The organism is Candidatus Sulfurimonas marisnigri, assembly GCF_015265475.1.
In the GTDB taxonomy this organism is placed as follows: domain Bacteria; phylum Campylobacterota; class Campylobacteria; order Campylobacterales; family Sulfurimonadaceae; genus Sulfurimonas; species Sulfurimonas marisnigri.
In genome coordinates this window covers 1,956,119-1,972,076 of sequence record NZ_CP054493.1, presented here as the reverse complement: position 1 = coordinate 1,972,076, position 15,958 = coordinate 1,956,119, and the positions used below count along the sequence as shown (strand labels likewise).

Here is a 15,958-nt window from a genome sequence, read left to right as displayed (position 1 = left end):
TTCATTGGTAGTGAGATTTAAACTCTACGTATCTTGAAGCAGAAGCGTATAACTCTTTAACTTCTGCATCGCTTAACTCTCTTATAACCTTAGCCGGACTTCCCATTATTAGTGAACGTGGAGGGAAAATTTTGTTTTTTGTAACAAGTGCCCCTGCTCCTACAATCGACTCTTTACCGATAACCGCACCATCAAGTATAGTGGCGCTCATCCCAATAAGACAAGCATTCTCTATAGTACAGCCATGAAGCATAACACGATGACCAATTGTTACATCATCTCCTATTATAGTAGGATGTCCATCGCTTTTGTCATCTTTTTTATAATGAGTTACATGTATCATGCTTAAATCTTGAACACTAACTCTATCTCCTATTGAAATGAAGTGCACATCTCCCCTTACAACAGTTCCAAACCATATAGAGCAATCAGTTCCACAAGTAACATCTCCAATAACATCAGCAGATGCTGCAATCCAAGTTCTGTTTCCGATTTTAGGACTAATTCCTTTAAAGCTATGTAACATATTAATTCTCCACAAAAATATTGGAAGCTAGCTCTTCAATAAAACTCGCTGACTCTTTTTTCGTAGCTCTTGAAACTCTATTAACATAATCTTCTAAAAGTTTATGATTATTTATTGTTTTGATGCCATCATTTTTTATCTTGATATAAGACCCATCGCTTTGAAGTTCATGAGCTAGAGCATTATCAGAACACTGAAGTTTTAGTATCTGTATAATTTTATTTTTAGATTTTTCATCTTTTATAGCTGTTAACAGCTCTATTCGTCTTACTAAATTTCTAGGCATCCAATCAGCCGAAGATATATAAACTTGAGCTTCATCATTTTTAAAATAGAATGTTCTTGTGTGTTCAAGATATTTACCCAAAATCGAGATAACTCTAATATTCTCACTTACACCCTCTATCCCTACTTTTAAGCAGCAGATACCACGAATAATAAGATCAATTTTAACACCAGCTTGACTTGCTTTGTAGAGTGCTCTTATTACATCTTCATCAACAAGTGAATTTAATTTTGCTATTATCTGGCCATTTACACCTTTTCTTGCTTCATTTTGAATAAGTGAAAGTAGTTTCGGTTTAATCTGGGATGGTGACATGTAAAGCTCATCGAGCTTACCTTTTTTACTAAAACCTGTTAAAAAGTGAAAAAATCTAGTCAAGTCATTTGTAACTTCATCTTTAGATGTCATATAACTCATATCAGTATATACTTTTGATGTAGCAGGGTTGTAATTCCCTGTTCCTAGATGAGCGTACTGTTTTAGCTTACCATTTTTTTTTCTTGTTACCAAAGTTGCTTTGGCATGAACCTTAAAGCCTTGGATACCGTAAATAACATGTGCTCCTGATTGCTCTAAAGCTTTTGCCCAAATAAGGTTATTTTCTTCATCAAACCTTGCTTTTAGCTCAACCATTACGGTCACCTGCTTCCCTGATTCACTAGCCGCTATAAGCGCCTGAACTATAGGAGAGTTTGTCCCTGAACGATAAAGTGTCATTTTTATAGAGACAACATCAGGGTCTTTAGAAGCACTCTGAATAAACTTTACAACCGGATCAAAACTTTCATAAGGATGGTAGAGAAAAATATCTTGCTTTTCCAGGGTAACGAATATATTTTCAACATTATCTAAAGGTGGTAGAATTCTTGGTTTAAATGGTGCCGCTAGCAGGTGTGCAAAATTTTTATTTGAAACTATTTGCCAAAGACTTGATAGATTTAAGAATGTATGAAACTTATATATATCATCTTTATAAACGTTTGTATGACGATTGAAAAAGTTAATAATTTCTTCATCCGTATCTGAACCAACTTCAAGTCTAACCATAGCCCCTTTTCTACGAAGTTTTAGCCCCTCTTCGAGAATCTCCATAAAATCATCGGCTTCCTCTTCTTCTATTTCAATGTCTGCATTTCTTGTCACTCTAAAAGATGCATATTTTAAAAGAGTATAGCCAGGGAAAAGTTCTTCTATATGTTGAGCTACAAGAGACTCAATTGGGACATATGTGCCATTTTCAAGCTCTAAAAATCTAGTCAAAGGTCTAGGAACACGAATGATTCCAAATCTCTCAATTGATTCATTATCACTATCTTTAAGTTTAACAATAAGACCAAAGCTTAAGTTGTTAAGGTGAGGAAAAGGGTGTGTTGCATCAACAGCTATAGGAATAATTACTGGATATATATTTTCTTTGAAATATCTATTTAAATAATTTTTTTCATGTTGATTAAGTTCATTATATGATTTTACTCTAATGCCCTCGTGGTCTAGCTTCTTTAAAATTCCACTCATGCAGTGCTCAACTACCTGCTGTTCTTGATGAAGATATTTTCTTATTTCGCGAAGCTGCTGAAGAGGTGTTAGCCTATCAGCACTCGAAACAATAATTCCAGCAGCAAAAAGTTTCTTTAATCCTGCAATTCTAATCATGTAAAATTCATCTAAATTTGTGCCGTAAATAGCTAAAAACTTAAGACGTTCTAGTAGTGGAAGCGACTCATCTTGAGCTTGTTTTAATACTCTGGTGTTAAATTGTAACCAAGATATTTCGCGATTATTATATAAATATGGATTTTTTAGATTTAACATTATTTACCCTATGTAGTTATATATTTTGGTGATTATATCCAAAAGCTTATTAGAATATAATTACTTGATAATACCAGTTCCTAAGTAGTTTGCTGAGTGGTAGATAGTTACACCATTTTTACGGGCATAGTATCTCATAAGGAGTTTCTGCAAAGTTGGCTCTACTGATGGAGCAAACCAAGCATTATTGCTTGTAGCAATAACAAAGTCAAGTTCTCCTTCATATAACTCTTTACATGTAGCCTCGTAGCAGATTGCATTTCTAAATTTTACACCTTTAATTATAAAGTCTGTTGGTTTTGTTGCTGTTTTGAAGTCAGATGCCCCTGCAAAAAAAGTATCATTAATAATTTTTTGCGCGAATTTTGGAAGAGGTATATACTCTCCAAAAGGAACAAGAACTAACTTTTTAGCAACTTGATAGTTGCCGTTTTCAAACATGTATGTAACATTATAATTTTGAGTATTTTCTAATAGCAATGAACCTGCAATGATTGTTATGTTTTTTGATAGTTTAGATAACTCATCCATGATAATTGGTGATTTATTCATATAGATAGGAAACACGGATTCTGGAAATACAACTAAATCATATTTGTTATCTATTGCTGAATTTATCTCTTTGAAAACCATCTCAACTGTTGGGGCTAAAGTCTCTCTTTTCCACTTAATATCTTGGGTTATATCAGTTGAGATTAGTTTTATTTTTAAAGGTGCATCTTTTTGCACTTGTGGATTAAAGCTGAAAGCTAAAATAATTAGTAAAAGTGGTACATGTTTGTATGGCATTTTTAGATAGTTTGGAAGTGATATAGCTACTAAGACAACCGCTAGCTGGTATTTTAAAACACCTATGTAACTATCTACAAATATAAGTTCAATTTGAAGCCAGTTCCAATCCATAGGCTCAAAAAAACTAAGTCCAAAGAGTAAAGCAGCTCTAATGTAAACTTTGTTGGTAAGTGCCAAAACACCAAAAAACAACATGTATATAATTGCAAAGATAAGAGTTATAAATGGTGTCAGGTATCCAACACCATTGTATTCAAAACTGTACCCGATCCAGTAAAACCACAAGATACCAATGAAAAATCCTGCGACTAAAATGGCTCGTTTAGAAATATATAAAAAAAGTGCCAATGAGAGAAGGGCAAAAATAGTGTTTAATAGTTTAAGGGTGATATCTAGATGTTCAAAATAGATAAAGGCACTAAAAAACAGAGCTGTTACAACTCCAGATATTAGGTCAAACATTAAAGGGTTTAAAGAATTTTTTATATTATGAAATTTGTTAATCAAGCTTGTACCTCATTGTTAGAACAAAATTATAGCAGTATTCAGTCATTTATTAAGATATGTTTTGTATAATCGCCATAATTTATTCAAAGGAAACCCATAACCATGGAAATATTAAGTCAACTACTACCATTCGTATTTTTAATTGCAATTATGTACTTCGTAATAATTCGCCCGCAACAAAAAGAGGCTAAAAGCAGAAAAGAGATGATCGAAGCTCTTAAAAAAGGTGACAAAGTTGTTACCGCTGGTGGTGTTATTGTTGTTGTACACAAAGTAGAAGAGCAATTTTTAAGTGTTAAATTTAACGATGACACTATCGTAAAAATCACTAAAGATGCTGTTGCAAGAAAGTATGAGGATGAAGCTTAATTATCGCATAGTTGTTTTTGCGCTTGCCATAGTTTTTGGTGTTTTCTTCTCCATTCCATCTCTTATGCAAACACAAGACGGTAAAAAAGTTAACTTGGGGCTTGATCTTCAAGGCGGTTTGCACATGCTCCTTGGTGTAAAAACTGAAGAGGCTGTTAAATCTCGTATTAAATCAATCGCTGCAAGTGTTAAGCATTTTACTGAACGTAATGATATATTAATTGATTCGCTTAAGTTTGATGAGAGTGCTATCTCTTTTACTATCCTAGATACAGATGATACAAAAGCTATTCAAAAGTACTTAGCAGAAATTGAAGGTGCAATAGTAGTTATTGAAGGCGAAAATATTTCTCTGAGTCTAACTCCTGAAGAGATTATTAGAACAGAAAAACAAGCAATAAGCCAAGCTATAGAGACTATCAGAAATAGACTTGATCAGTTTGGTTTAGCTGAACCTATTGTTGCAAGACAGGGTGAAGAAAAAATACTAGTAGAGTTAGCTGGTATTAAAACCCAAGAGGAAGAGCAACGTGCCCGTGAGCTTATATCTCGTGCTGCAAAACTTGAACTTATGGCTGTTGATGAAGATAGAGCTGCTAGAGTAGACAATATGAGCATATCAGATGCAGCGGAGTATGGTGATATTATTTTAGAGGATGTAAAAAACTCTAATCTTAAATACCTTGTTCGTGAGATTCCTATTTTAGACGGAACAATGCTTACGGATGCACATGTAGGATTCGATCAAAATAATCGTCCTTTAATTAATTTCACTCTTAATGCAGAGGGTGCTGAAATTTTTGGAGACTTCACAGGTAAAAGCGTTGGAAAAAGATTGGCTGTTGTCCTTGATGGAAAAGTTTACTCTGCTCCAAATATAAATGAGCGTATTGGTGGAGGAAGTGGTCAGATATCTGGTAACTATACTGTTATGGAAGCAAAAGATTTATCTATTGCTCTTCGTTCTGGTTCACTTTTAGCTCCTATTTACTTAATGGAAAAACGCTCTGTTGGACCAAGTTTGGGTGCAGATAGTATTAAAGCTAGTATGGTAGCTCTTATTGGTGGTTTTGTTTTAGTAATAATTTTTATGCTTGTTTATTATAGACTTGCAGGAGTTATTGCAAACATTGCTCTTATAGCAAACTTATTTATTATTCTAGCAGTTATGAGCCTTTTTGGAGCAACTCTAACACTTCCAGGTATGGCAGGTATTGTTCTTACTGTCGGTATGGCGGTTGATGCCAATGTTATAATCTCTGAGCGTATTCGTGAACTTATATATCAAGGTTCTTCTATTCACAAAGCTATTGAAGATGGTTATGCAAATGCAATGCGAGCAATTTTAGATGCAAATATAACAACACTGATTGCAGCTGTTGTTCTTTACGCTTATGGAACAGGTGCAATTAAAGGTTTCGCTATCACCATTAGTATTGGTATTTTGGCTTCTATGCTTACAGCAATATTGGGTACGCATGGAGTTTATGAGATGCTAGAGAAGAAAATACAAAAAAGTAAAAACAACCGTTTATGGTTCGGGATAAAGGGCTAGTTATGGAGTTTTTCAAATATACAAGAACCTTTAATTTTATGGGCAAGTCAAAGATTGCAATGATTATCTCTATCGCTATAGTATTAAGTTCATTTGCTCTGCTTGCAACCAAAGGGTTAAACTACGGAGTTGACTTCGCTGGCGGTACTATAGTTCAAGTTAAATACACCTCCGCGGCTCCAATTGATGAGATGAGAGAAAAGCTAAAGGTAAATGAACTGTTTAGCGGTGCTTCTATAACAGAATTTGGCTCAGTTGAAGAAGTTGTAATTCGCATGAAAACTACTACAGGAAGTGTTACAGTAGATATTGGCGATGAGACGAGAGCTGCTTTATCTGACACCGGAGAGTTTGAAGTTCGCCGTGTTGACATTGTTGGTCCAAAAGTTGGAAATGAGCTAAAAGAGAAGGGCATCATGTCTCTTGTCTTGGCTGTAATAGGGATTTTAATTTATGTTGCATTTAGATTTGAGTGGAGATTTGCTGTTGCTTCAATAGTAGCTCTTGTTCATGATGTATCTATTGCCCTTGGTGCTATAACACTTGTTGGCTTAGATGTTAACTTGGATGTATTAGCTGCACTCTTAACAATACTTGGTTACTCACTAAACGATACTATCATCGTATTTGATCGTATTCGCGAAGGTGTAACTAAAGGTAGAAATAGCGATCTATCTGGGATTATTGATGAGTCAGTTACGAGAACATTAGCTAGAACAACTCTAACATCACTTACGACCTTCTTTGTTGTATTTACATTGTTTATGTTTGGCGGTGAGATTATTCACGCTTTTGCATTCACTCTCTTAGTTGGTATTGTAGTTGGAACATACTCATCAATCTTTGTTGCTTCACCGATTTTACTTGCATTTGGTTTTGATGTCAAAAAGTATCATATCAAGCTAGCACATAAAGCAAAAAGAGAAGCAGAAAAACAGAGAATGCGTGAACAATTCGAATCTGGAGTAATGTAAAACACTTCTTTGCATGCTTCACACCCATGATTGAACATGGGTGTCAATAAACCAACTTTATAAAATTTACCATACACCTTTCAGTACCTTATAATAATAACTTAAATTTAATACTTATGAAAAATTAAGTTTAAGAATTATTAAGATATAATATTGTTATATATAATTATATATTAAAATTAAAGGTGTTCAATGTCAGTGTTAAATAATATGTCAATTAAAGCAAAAGTTTTTTTGCTTGTACTTGTGCCAAGCGTTATGTTTTTGCTTTATGTGGTTTACAGTAATATTCAAACAGTCTCTTTAGCAGTAACAAATGAGGAACAATCGCTACGCTATAAGCAGATAATGGTAGCTAAGGATATTAACTTTATAAATACCTCCATTACACTCAGTGCAATGGATATTATTATAGATAGAGCAGATGGTTATGTCTCTTATGAAAGAGTCAAAGAGATAGATAGCTTGTTTACTAGATTTAATAATATAAAGTCTGACTTTTTAAAAGGGGCAGATACGGAAGTAGAAATAGCAAGTGCAAAAGCAATCATTAAGGCATTGGAAGCTTTAGAGCCAGTTATTAAGGTTAAACTTAAAAAAATGGTTGAATCAAATGCTCCGGCAGAGGCATGGAGTGCACTTGATGATGAGATTGATTCTATAGCAGGCGGAATTGGCACTAATATAGACACTGTGATATCTTCTATTAATAATGAAGTTATAGAGTCAAGTAAAAATGTTATTGAAAAACAAGAAACATTAAAGATAAACTCATTGTATTCGGTAGTTGCACTACTGGCGGTTGTAATTACATTAGGCATATTTATATCCGGTAATATTATGAATTCGCTTAATAAAATGCTTATTGTCACTAAAGATTTAGCAGAAGGAGAAGGGGATTTAACTCAAAGAGTTTATGTTGATTCTCATGATGAGATAAGGTCAGTTGCAGAAAATATTAATGGCTTTATTAAAAAAGTACAACTAAGCATTGGAGAAACTAAAGAGTTGAGCAGTGAAAATGCTGCTATATCCGAAGAGTTGAGTGCTACTGTAAGAGTTATTCAAAAGCGTGCAACAGAGCAAGAAGTAGCTGTCGGTACAGCTGTTAAAACATCACAAGAAATAAAAAATATTGCTTCGAATTCAGTAGAGACATCTGAACATATGCGTAATGAGATGAAACATGCAAACTCTACACTTGATGAAGCAAAAAGTAAAGTTTTAAACTTAACGCAAATAATCAACAAAAATGCTGAATCAGAGGCAGGATTGGCTTCACAGTTGACACAACTAAGTCAAGATATTGACCAAGTAAAAGATGTTTTAAATATTATTGGTGATATAGCAGATCAAACAAACCTATTAGCACTAAATGCTGCAATAGAAGCTGCACGAGCTGGGGAACATGGTCGTGGTTTTGCAGTTGTTGCAGATGAAGTAAGAAAGTTGGCAGAGCGCACGCAAAAGACTCTCTCAGAAATTAGCACAACAATCGGTGTTGTTGTGCAATCCGTTAATGAGAGTAGTCAGAGTATGAATCAAAATGTAGAAGAGTATCACTCAATGTCACTAATAGCAAATGATGTAGAAGAGCAGATAGTTGTCGCATCAGAAGTTATGGATAGATCTTCGGTAGAGGTAAATACAGCTTTACAAATAACAATAAAAATTGGTAAAGATTCTGAAACAATTATGTCTCAAATAGAGTCAATAAATGAGATTTCTAAAGAGAATGGATTTAGTGTTAGCGAGATTCATAAAGCTTCAGATCATTTACATAACCTTACAGAGGGTGTACAAAATAAGCTGAATGGCTTTAAGACTTCATAAAAGTCAAGCTTTTACAAAAGCTGTTGAATTCTGATAATTGTAGATAGTAAAATTGCACTTTTATCTACATGTGAACTTTTCATCTTAAGTTCACTTTCTAGTAAAAGTTCATGGAGTTTATAGTAGGTGCTCGGTTTAAACTTTATTGAAAGTGTAGCTTTTTCATCAACTACAAATTTTGGAGCAGGGTAGCCTAATATTTCTAAGGCGTTTGGTGCTCCGTTTACTCTTATATATATATTAAACATGTAGAGTTGTGTAAGGTAACTCGTTATTGCGGTTACAACTCTTATCTCATCTTCTCCATGCTCAAGAATATTCTCTAACTCACTTTTAAAATCTTTTTTATTTAAAATCTTTTTTATCAACTCATCTATATTTACAAGGGCTAGACCAAAGACTAAGTTGTCTACATCTTTTGTTGTTATAGCTCTGTCGTACACTCTGAATTTATCAATTTCATTAGAAGATAAGGCAATATCTCCATGGTGTATTTCAAGAAGGTGGGTTATAGTGTAGTTATCAATATTTACATGCTTATCACGTGCTATTTGAGAGAGTGCAAAAATAGCTTCATTTTGATTGGGATTGAAAAATCTAACAGACATGGCAGTTGTTTTGCCAAAAGAATTCTTATTATTATAGGTTTTATGGTCACTTCCATAATAAGCATATACAAAGATATTGTCTTTGTTTTTTTCACAGTAATCTATTAAAATATCTAAATCTTTTTTTGGAACTTTTTTTTCACTTTTAATGATTAAAATATTTTGACCACCAAAGAGCGAGGCTTGAGAAAGATGAGCTTTTGCAGAGTTGAAATCATATTCATCATAGTAATAAGTTAGAGCTGAAGCGTCTTGGATATCAGTGAGTTTTTTAGTGTACATGTCAATAAGAAAACTGCTCTCACCAAATAGCACAAAACTATTCGAAAGAGAGTTGTTTTGAATATGTTTATCTAATTCACTCTTGTACACTAGTCAATATCTTTTTGTACAACTCTTGCAAATATTTTAGCTTTGGCGATATCTACCTTGTCAATGCAGATTGTCACATCTTCAAAGAGAGTTGCATTTTCACTCGAAGTTATATTTAGTTTTGCACCTTTGATTTCATCATGTAGTTCAGCTTTTACCTCAGGGTCAGTTGAGCTTATTCGTGCTTTAAACTCTTTATTTATATTTTGCTCAGCCCATCTTGCAAACTTTCGTGCCATAAACTCAACTTCTATTGTGCTTGCTTCTCTCTCTTTTTCACTTATTGTCATGCTCAGAGACTCTATATTTCTAAGAACATATGACCCTTCAGCTGTGTCATTACTGTTAATAGCCTTTAAAAGCCTGTGAACTATAAGGTCACTGTATCTACGAATTGGCGAAGTAAAGTGTGTGTATGCCTCAAAGCCTAGACCAAAGTGCCCAGAGTTTATAGGAGCGTATCTGGCTTGCATCTGTGAACGGATAATAAGAGTGTCTACTTCGCTCTCTAGATCCATCTCTCTGGCTTGCTTTTGAATATCTGTTATAGTCTCTTTTATAGTCTCTTTTATATCAATAAACATTCCTATTCCAGCTAACTCTTGGTATAATTTTTGAATCTTCACCTGATTTGGAGGTTCATGTATTCTAAAAATTCCTCTTGCAAACTGTGAGGCTGCTGCTTTGTTTGCTAAAAGCATACAATCCTCTATGAGCGCATGAGATGGTGTCTCCTCTGCGTATGTAGTTGAGACTATATTTGAATTTTCATCTATGTGCATCTCCAACTCCATTGAGCGGAAGTCATAGCCGATTTTTAATCTTTTTTCTTTAAGTTTGTCTGTAACAACTCTAAGTTTAGTAATGTAATCAAATATTTTCACTTCATTAGCATTTTTGGCTTTTAACTCTTTGTTAAAATAAGCATCAATCTCTTCATAGTTAAATCTTCTGTCTGAGTGTATTATCGCCTCATAAACCTTTGATTTAACAACCTCTAAACTCTCCAAATCCAGTTTCATCTCAAAAACATAAGCGAGTCTATCCACATGTGCCTGCAGTGAACATAGAGTCTCGCTAAGTTGGCGAGGAAGCATTGGAATTGAACGGTGAGGAAGATAGATGGAAAAACTTCTGTAAATGGCCTCATTGTCTATTGGACCAAAAGGTGTTACATATTCACTAACATCAGCAATGGCAACATACAGAGTCGTATTATTGTCATCCCAATAAATTGCATCATCAAAATCTTTTGCTGTTACAGGGTCAATTGTACAAAAAGGTAGCTTTCTTAAATCAGCCCTTTTTGGGTATTTTGAAGCATCTACCTCTTTAAAAGATGTGGCAACTTCTAAAACTTCAGGTTCAAACTCATCATGCTTGTTGAATTGTGCAAGAACTATTTTTTCATCAACAAGCGGGTCTTTCATATTTCCAAGTTTTTCCATTATGGTGTAGTCTTGGTTGTTTACTTTAAACACATCACCGTCACTGTATGAGTTTAGCTCTTTTAGAGCTATTTCTACTCCAGTTGGATAACCTGTTTTAAGGTCTACTAAAGATTTAGCACCATCTCTAGAGATGATATAAGCAACACTATATGTTTGTGCACGACCTACTACTTCGATGATTTTTGCACTAGGAGCCCCTCTTTTGCCAAGCAGTCTTTGTGCTATAACAAGGTCACCTTCTTTTGCTTTAGCAAAGTCGCCATCATCTATAAAAAGATCTTTAACATTTTCACCAATAACATTTAGGTATGCGGTTGAGTTTTGAATAAGTCCCAAAGTACCAGCACGGTATTTGGAATTAAATTTGTATATACCCTTTTTTTCGGTAATATACTTTTTTGCCAAAAAATCGTTTACATATGGGAGTTCATCTTTGGAGATGTCCTGCTCACTCAAACCATGAGTAAGTCTTATAAGAAGTGATTTCAATTTAAAATTCTAAAGATTTTTTAGTGCTTTTTCAAAGCTCTCTAAATGCAGAGCATATTTTGCAATTAGATCTTTTGCTTTAGATATACTCTCCTCTGTAACAACGCCATTTATCGGAACAGTAGCACGAACTACCTGTAAAATTTGAGCTGCTTTTTTATCTGCTTCATCAGCTTTATCTGGGTTTTGACAGTTAGCTATTGTGTTAACTAGACCTGATTCAAATCTCCAATGCTCAAATATAGTAGCGCTTACTTCAGGAGTGTCAACGCCAGCAATTTTTCTCTCAGCTGCTTCTACATCCTGCAACTCTTTCAAAGCATCTCTAAACTCCACTTCTTTTTTCTCAGTCTTTATTTGTTGAGCTATTAATACTTTTCCAATCTCAACAAGAAAGGCAGCTGGAGATAAGACGCCGAGTAACTTTCCTTCTGTTTTTAGACACCATGCAGTTGTAAGTGCATGTTGCTTTTTGGAAAGGAGAGAAAACATGTCGCTATCTATTCCATAAGGAGATAAATCAAGAGAAAAGCTCTTTTTAACAATACTAGCAAGAGCAAATCCCCTAACTGTACCCATTCCAAAAAGCCCTACAGCCTGACTTATAGCATTTATTTCACGAGAAAAACCATAAAGAGGTGAGTTGGCAGCTTTTAGAATATCGGCAGTTAAAAGAGGATCTTTTTCAAGAATTTTTACCATATCGTTAAAGCTACTATCAGGGTTTTGATACACAGCTTCTATCTGCATTGCAGATTCTGGAAGTGGTGGTAGTTGTTTAATTTTTTTTAGTATATCTTCAGTCATTAAGCCCTCGCTTGTTTATAATTATAAGTTAATTGCATAATTATAGTACATGTAGATAAAAACATACTGAATATTTACAAATTGCTGTTATTATTTTTATCTAAAAAAGTAAAAAAGGAATGAAATGCAAAGAGACGCAATGCTGATACAACTAGGTTATGCACCAAACGATGCTTTAGTTAAACAATTACAGAGAATTGAAGAGAACACTGTGGGGTATGAAAAAATACAAAAACATATTATGGATTTACATGACCACCTTAAAGTAGATGAGTCTTATGTGGCAATGTCAAACTCTAATGACTGCTTTAAGATTAAAATTGAGTCTCCAAGTCCAGAAATTGCACAAGAAGCACATGAGAAAATTAGACACTTTAGTGAAAAATTTAAAATTATGGTTAATAAATTGGATAATAAAGAGACCTATTATATAGTTGGCTTTAACCATTAGTGAGCAGTTTTTGAAAGAACCTATGAGCATAGAGGGTTATGATATTTTAACTCAAGAATTTAAGTATTTACTTGAAATTGAAAAACCAAAGGTTGCTTCAGAGAAATTAGTTGCTGCCGCTCAAGGCGATAGAAGCGAAAATGCCGATTATCATGCAGCTAAAGAGAAGCTACGTTTTATAGATAAAAGACTTTTTTATCTAAACTCCATAATTGCTAAATCACAAATTATAGACCCATCTCTTTATCCACATACCAAAGTTAGTTTTGGAAGCAGTGTTAAGCTTTTAAATATTGATAGTGATGAAGAGGAGACTTATACACTTTGCGGAGTATTAGAGACTGAACCAGAAAATGGATTAATCTCTATCCATTCTCCCATTTCCAAAGCTTTGTTGGGTAGGAGTGTAGGGGATGAGTTTATCTTAAAACTTCCAAATGGTAAAAAAGAGTACGAAATTTTGGAAATAAAGTACGAAAATATCTTTTCATTAAAGAAAAATATCAGAACAAAAGTAGACTTTTCTTTTCATTAAAATTCTTTTTACCTCATATTAGATATAATCCATTTTTAAAAACTAAATTTTTAGGATTCACCAGTGAGCCAACAACTAGAAAACATCGAAGAACAGCTATCAAACCATAAACTTTCGCAAGAAGATTATATGCATATTAAACAGATTTTAAATCGTGAACCAAACCTAGTAGAATTAGGTGTTTTCTCAGCTATGTGGAGTGAACACTGCTCTTATAAATCTTCAAAAGTGCATTTAAAAGGTTTCCCAACAAAAGCACCATGGGTTATACAAGGCCCAGGTGAAAATGCTGGTGTTATTGACATTGGTGATGGTTATGCTGCCGTATTTAAAATGGAATCACATAATCATCCAAGTTTCATTGAACCTTATCAGGGTGCTGCAACAGGTGTTGGTGGAATTATGCGTGATGTATTTACTATGGGTGCTCGTCCTGTAGCATCTCTTAATGCTCTTAGATTTGGAAACATCTTAAACGATGATGATGTATCAAGACATCAAAGATATTTAGTTCGTGGTGTAACTGAAGGTATCGGTGGATATGGTAACTGTATGGGTGTACCTACTATCGGTGGTGAAGTTAGTTTTGATGAGTGTTACAATGGAAATATCCTTGTAAATGCTTTTAACCTTGGTATTGCAAAATCAGATGAGATTTTTCTAGGTCGTGCTGAGGGAATCGGTAATCCCGTAATGTATGTTGGCGCAAAAACAGGTCGTGATGGTCTTGGTGGAGCTGTAATGAGTTCTGACTCATTTACTGAAGAGTCGAAATCTCTTCGTCCAACTGTTCAAGTTGGTGACCCGTTTACTGAAAAACTTCTTCTTGAAGCTTGTATGGAACTTTTCAAAACTGACCATGTTGTTGGTATCCAAGATATGGGTGCTGCTGGTCTTACCTCTTCATCTTTTGAAATGGCTGGTCGTACTGGAAGCGGTATGATTATGCACCTTGATAAAGTTCCGGCTCGTGAAGAGAATATGACTCCTTATGACTTTATGCTTTCAGAGTCTCAAGAGCGTATGCTTCTTTGTGCTAAAAAAGGTTCAGAACAGGCAATTATCGATATCTTTGAAAAATGGGATTTAGATGCGGCTGTTATCGGTGAAGTAACTGGAACTGGAAACATGGAACTTTTTTGGCACGGTGAGAAGTGTGCTGAGGTTCCTGTTGATCCTGTTAGTGAAGAAGCACCTGAGCTTAACCGTCCAATGACCCGTCCAGCTTATTTAGATGATATTGCTAGTGTAACTATCAATGATTTTGGCAAAGTAACTAACCAAGATGCGTTTGAGACACTTACAAAGTCCATGGAAGTTGTAGATAAATCATGGATTTATACTCAGTATGACTCAATGGTACAAACAAACACTATTAAAAAAGGCGGAATGCTTGACGCTTCTGTTATCCGTGTAAAAGAAAATGGTAAAGCCCTTGCAATGTCTGCTGATTGTAACGTTCGTTACTGTTACATTGACCCTAAAGGTGGAGCTGCTGCAGCTGTTATTGAGAGCGGTAGAAATGTAGCTATGAGTGGTGCTAGACCATTGGCAATTACAGACTGTCTTAACTACGGTAACCCTGAAAACCCAGAAGTTATGTGGCAGTTTGGTCAAGGTTGTTTAGGTATCAAAGAAGCTTGTGCTGAACTTACTACACCAGTTATTGGTGGAAATGTTTCACTTTACAACGAGACTAACGGTGTATCAGTTTTCCCAACTCCGTCAATAGCGACTGTTGGTGTTAATGATGACCAAAACAATGTACTTATGTCATGCTTTCAAAATGAAGGAAATGCACTCTACTTGGTTGGTGAGTCAATGTCTGAATTTGGTGGGTCACTTTACATGAAAGAAATTTGTGACACTGTTGCAGGAGAGCTTCCTGAGATAGATTACAAAAAAGAGCTTGCTCTTTGGGACTTAGTAATTGAGGGTAACAAAAAACACTTATTAGAATGTGCCAAAGATGCAAGTTCTGGTGGTGTTGCTATCGCGTTAGCTAAAATGTCTGCAACTTCAGGTCTTGGATGTGATGTTGAGATGACTGTAGAAGATGAGCGTGATATCTTCGCTGAGTCTATGAGTAGAGCAATTATTGAAGTTAAACCTGAAAATCAAGAAGCTTTTGAAGCTATGCTTGATGAGTCAATGTCGGTAGAGAAAATAGGAACCATAGGCGGAAATAAATTCACATGTAACAATGTTACTATGAGTATGGACATGCTAAAAGACAACTACTTCAATACATTTAAAAGAGTTATTGAGAGAGATATTTAATCTCTCTCTAGCTTTATTACGTTATAAACAACAAAAAAACAAACTCATATATTCTTCCTCTCAAAATCCCATAATATAGGCAAATGTTTGAAATAATGATATTAGTAGAAATTTGTATTCAGTCACTCCTTAAGATACTTTTTGTATAATCCATTCAATAAATATTAATACAAAAGACACTAGTGTCGCGGGCTTCCTGCCGAAGGAAACCTAGCGTTCAGAAAAAAATTTAGTTTTTTTCTAAGTCGCACTTTAGTGCAGAAGCGTTGGTAGCGGAATTACTTCCTATACTGTAACCAATAAATGGAGGA

General features: G+C 34.7%; 13 protein-coding genes. 7 read left to right on the top strand and 6 right to left on the bottom strand.

What is annotated here, in order from left to right; genetic code table 11:
- Position 1: 1 nt before the first annotated feature.
- Genes HUE87_RS09950 through HUE87_RS09940 form a run of 3 tightly spaced genes read right to left on the bottom strand, consistent with a single transcriptional unit; the run spans position 2 to position 3,923 of the window.
- Complete coding sequence (locus HUE87_RS09950) at positions 2-526, bottom strand: gamma carbonic anhydrase family protein (protein ID WP_194366241.1); 525 nt, start codon at positions 524-526, stop codon at positions 2-4.
- 1 nt (position 527) lies between these two features.
- Positions 528-2,624, bottom strand: coding sequence for an RNA degradosome polyphosphate kinase (locus HUE87_RS09945; RefSeq protein WP_194366240.1), 2,097 nt, complete (start codon positions 2,622-2,624; stop codon positions 528-530).
- Positions 2,625-2,684: 60 nt separating this feature from the next.
- Positions 2,685-3,923, bottom strand: coding sequence for an apolipoprotein N-acyltransferase (locus tag HUE87_RS09940; protein WP_229855127.1), 1,239 nt, complete (start codon positions 3,921-3,923; stop codon positions 2,685-2,687).
- A gap of 102 nt (positions 3,924-4,025) precedes the next feature.
- Here HUE87_RS09940 and yajC point away from each other — a divergent pair, with 102 nt between their 5' ends.
- From yajC to HUE87_RS12875, 4 genes are all read left to right on the top strand, one after another.
- Positions 4,026-4,292: a preprotein translocase subunit YajC gene (yajC, locus tag HUE87_RS09935; protein WP_194366239.1), complete on the top strand. Its 267-nt coding sequence runs from the start codon at positions 4,026-4,028 to the stop codon at positions 4,290-4,292.
- Positions 4,282-5,847 (top strand): protein translocase subunit SecD, encoded by a 1,566-nt coding sequence (secD, locus tag HUE87_RS09930; protein WP_194366238.1) that lies wholly within the window; start codon positions 4,282-4,284, stop codon positions 5,845-5,847. Before yajC ends, secD begins: the two co-directional genes overlap by 11 nt.
- 2 nt (positions 5,848-5,849) lie before the next feature.
- Positions 5,850-6,821, top strand: coding sequence for a protein translocase subunit SecF (secF, locus tag HUE87_RS09925; RefSeq protein ID WP_194366237.1), 972 nt, complete (start codon positions 5,850-5,852; stop codon positions 6,819-6,821).
- Positions 6,822-7,013: 192 nt separating this feature from the next.
- Complete coding sequence (locus HUE87_RS12875; protein WP_194366236.1) at positions 7,014-8,654, top strand: methyl-accepting chemotaxis protein; 1,641 nt, start codon at positions 7,014-7,016, stop codon at positions 8,652-8,654.
- Between the two features lie 11 nt (positions 8,655-8,665).
- Here the strand turns inward: HUE87_RS12875 and holA are convergent, their stop codons facing one another.
- From holA to HUE87_RS09905, 3 genes are read right to left on the bottom strand one after another with little or no spacing between them, the layout of a single operon-like run.
- A complete protein-coding gene (gene holA, locus HUE87_RS09915; protein WP_194366235.1) occupies positions 8,666-9,634 on the bottom strand; it encodes a DNA polymerase III subunit delta in 969 nt (322 codons plus the stop codon).
- Positions 9,634-11,574, bottom strand: a complete 1,941-nt coding sequence (locus HUE87_RS09910; RefSeq protein WP_194366234.1) for an RNB domain-containing ribonuclease — start codon at positions 11,572-11,574, stop codon at positions 9,634-9,636. Before HUE87_RS09910 ends, holA begins: the two co-directional genes overlap by 1 nt.
- Before the next feature lie 9 nt (positions 11,575-11,583).
- The gene (locus HUE87_RS09905; protein ID WP_194366233.1) at positions 11,584-12,381 is read right to left on the bottom strand and encodes an HDOD domain-containing protein; all 798 of its coding nucleotides are present in this window, start codon (positions 12,379-12,381) and stop codon (positions 11,584-11,586) included.
- 124 nt (positions 12,382-12,505) lie between these two features.
- Here HUE87_RS09905 and HUE87_RS09900 point away from each other — a divergent pair, with 124 nt between their 5' ends.
- The 3 genes from HUE87_RS09900 to purL all read left to right on the top strand — a co-directional run bounded on the left by HUE87_RS09900 (position 12,506) and on the right by purL (position 15,647).
- The gene (locus HUE87_RS09900; protein ID WP_194366232.1) at positions 12,506-12,832 is read left to right on the top strand and encodes a hypothetical protein; all 327 of its coding nucleotides are present in this window, start codon (positions 12,506-12,508) and stop codon (positions 12,830-12,832) included.
- Between the two features lie 22 nt (positions 12,833-12,854).
- Positions 12,855-13,367 (top strand): GreA/GreB family elongation factor, encoded by a 513-nt coding sequence (locus HUE87_RS09895; protein ID WP_194367949.1) that lies wholly within the window; start codon positions 12,855-12,857, stop codon positions 13,365-13,367.
- A gap of 63 nt (positions 13,368-13,430) precedes the next feature.
- Positions 13,431-15,647, top strand: a complete 2,217-nt coding sequence (gene purL / locus HUE87_RS09890; protein ID WP_194366231.1) for a phosphoribosylformylglycinamidine synthase subunit PurL — start codon at positions 13,431-13,433, stop codon at positions 15,645-15,647.
- Positions 15,648-15,958 lie beyond the last annotated feature (311 nt).

Excerpts from the sequence above, each read along its gene's own strand:
- HUE87_RS09895 (WP_194367949.1), top strand. The coding sequence starts at position 12,855 with ATGAGCATAGAGGGTTATGATATTTTAACTCAAGAATTTAAGTATTTA.
- HUE87_RS09905 (WP_194366233.1), bottom strand. The coding sequence starts at position 12,381 with ATGACTGAAGATATACTAAAAAAAATTAAACAACTACCACCACTTCCA.
- HUE87_RS12875 (WP_194366236.1), top strand. The coding sequence starts at position 7,014 with ATGTCAGTGTTAAATAATATGTCAATTAAAGCAAAAGTTTTTTTGCTT.
- HUE87_RS09945 (WP_194366240.1), bottom strand. The coding sequence starts at position 2,624 with ATGTTAAATCTAAAAAATCCATATTTATATAATAATCGCGAAATATCT.
- HUE87_RS09900 (WP_194366232.1), top strand. The coding sequence starts at position 12,506 with ATGCAAAGAGACGCAATGCTGATACAACTAGGTTATGCACCAAACGAT.
- secF (WP_194366237.1), top strand. The coding sequence starts at position 5,850 with ATGGAGTTTTTCAAATATACAAGAACCTTTAATTTTATGGGCAAGTCA.
- yajC (WP_194366239.1), top strand. The coding sequence starts at position 4,026 with ATGGAAATATTAAGTCAACTACTACCATTCGTATTTTTAATTGCAATT.
- HUE87_RS09950 (WP_194366241.1), bottom strand. The coding sequence starts at position 526 with ATGTTACATAGCTTTAAAGGAATTAGTCCTAAAATCGGAAACAGAACT.
- secD (WP_194366238.1), top strand. The coding sequence starts at position 4,282 with ATGAAGCTTAATTATCGCATAGTTGTTTTTGCGCTTGCCATAGTTTTT.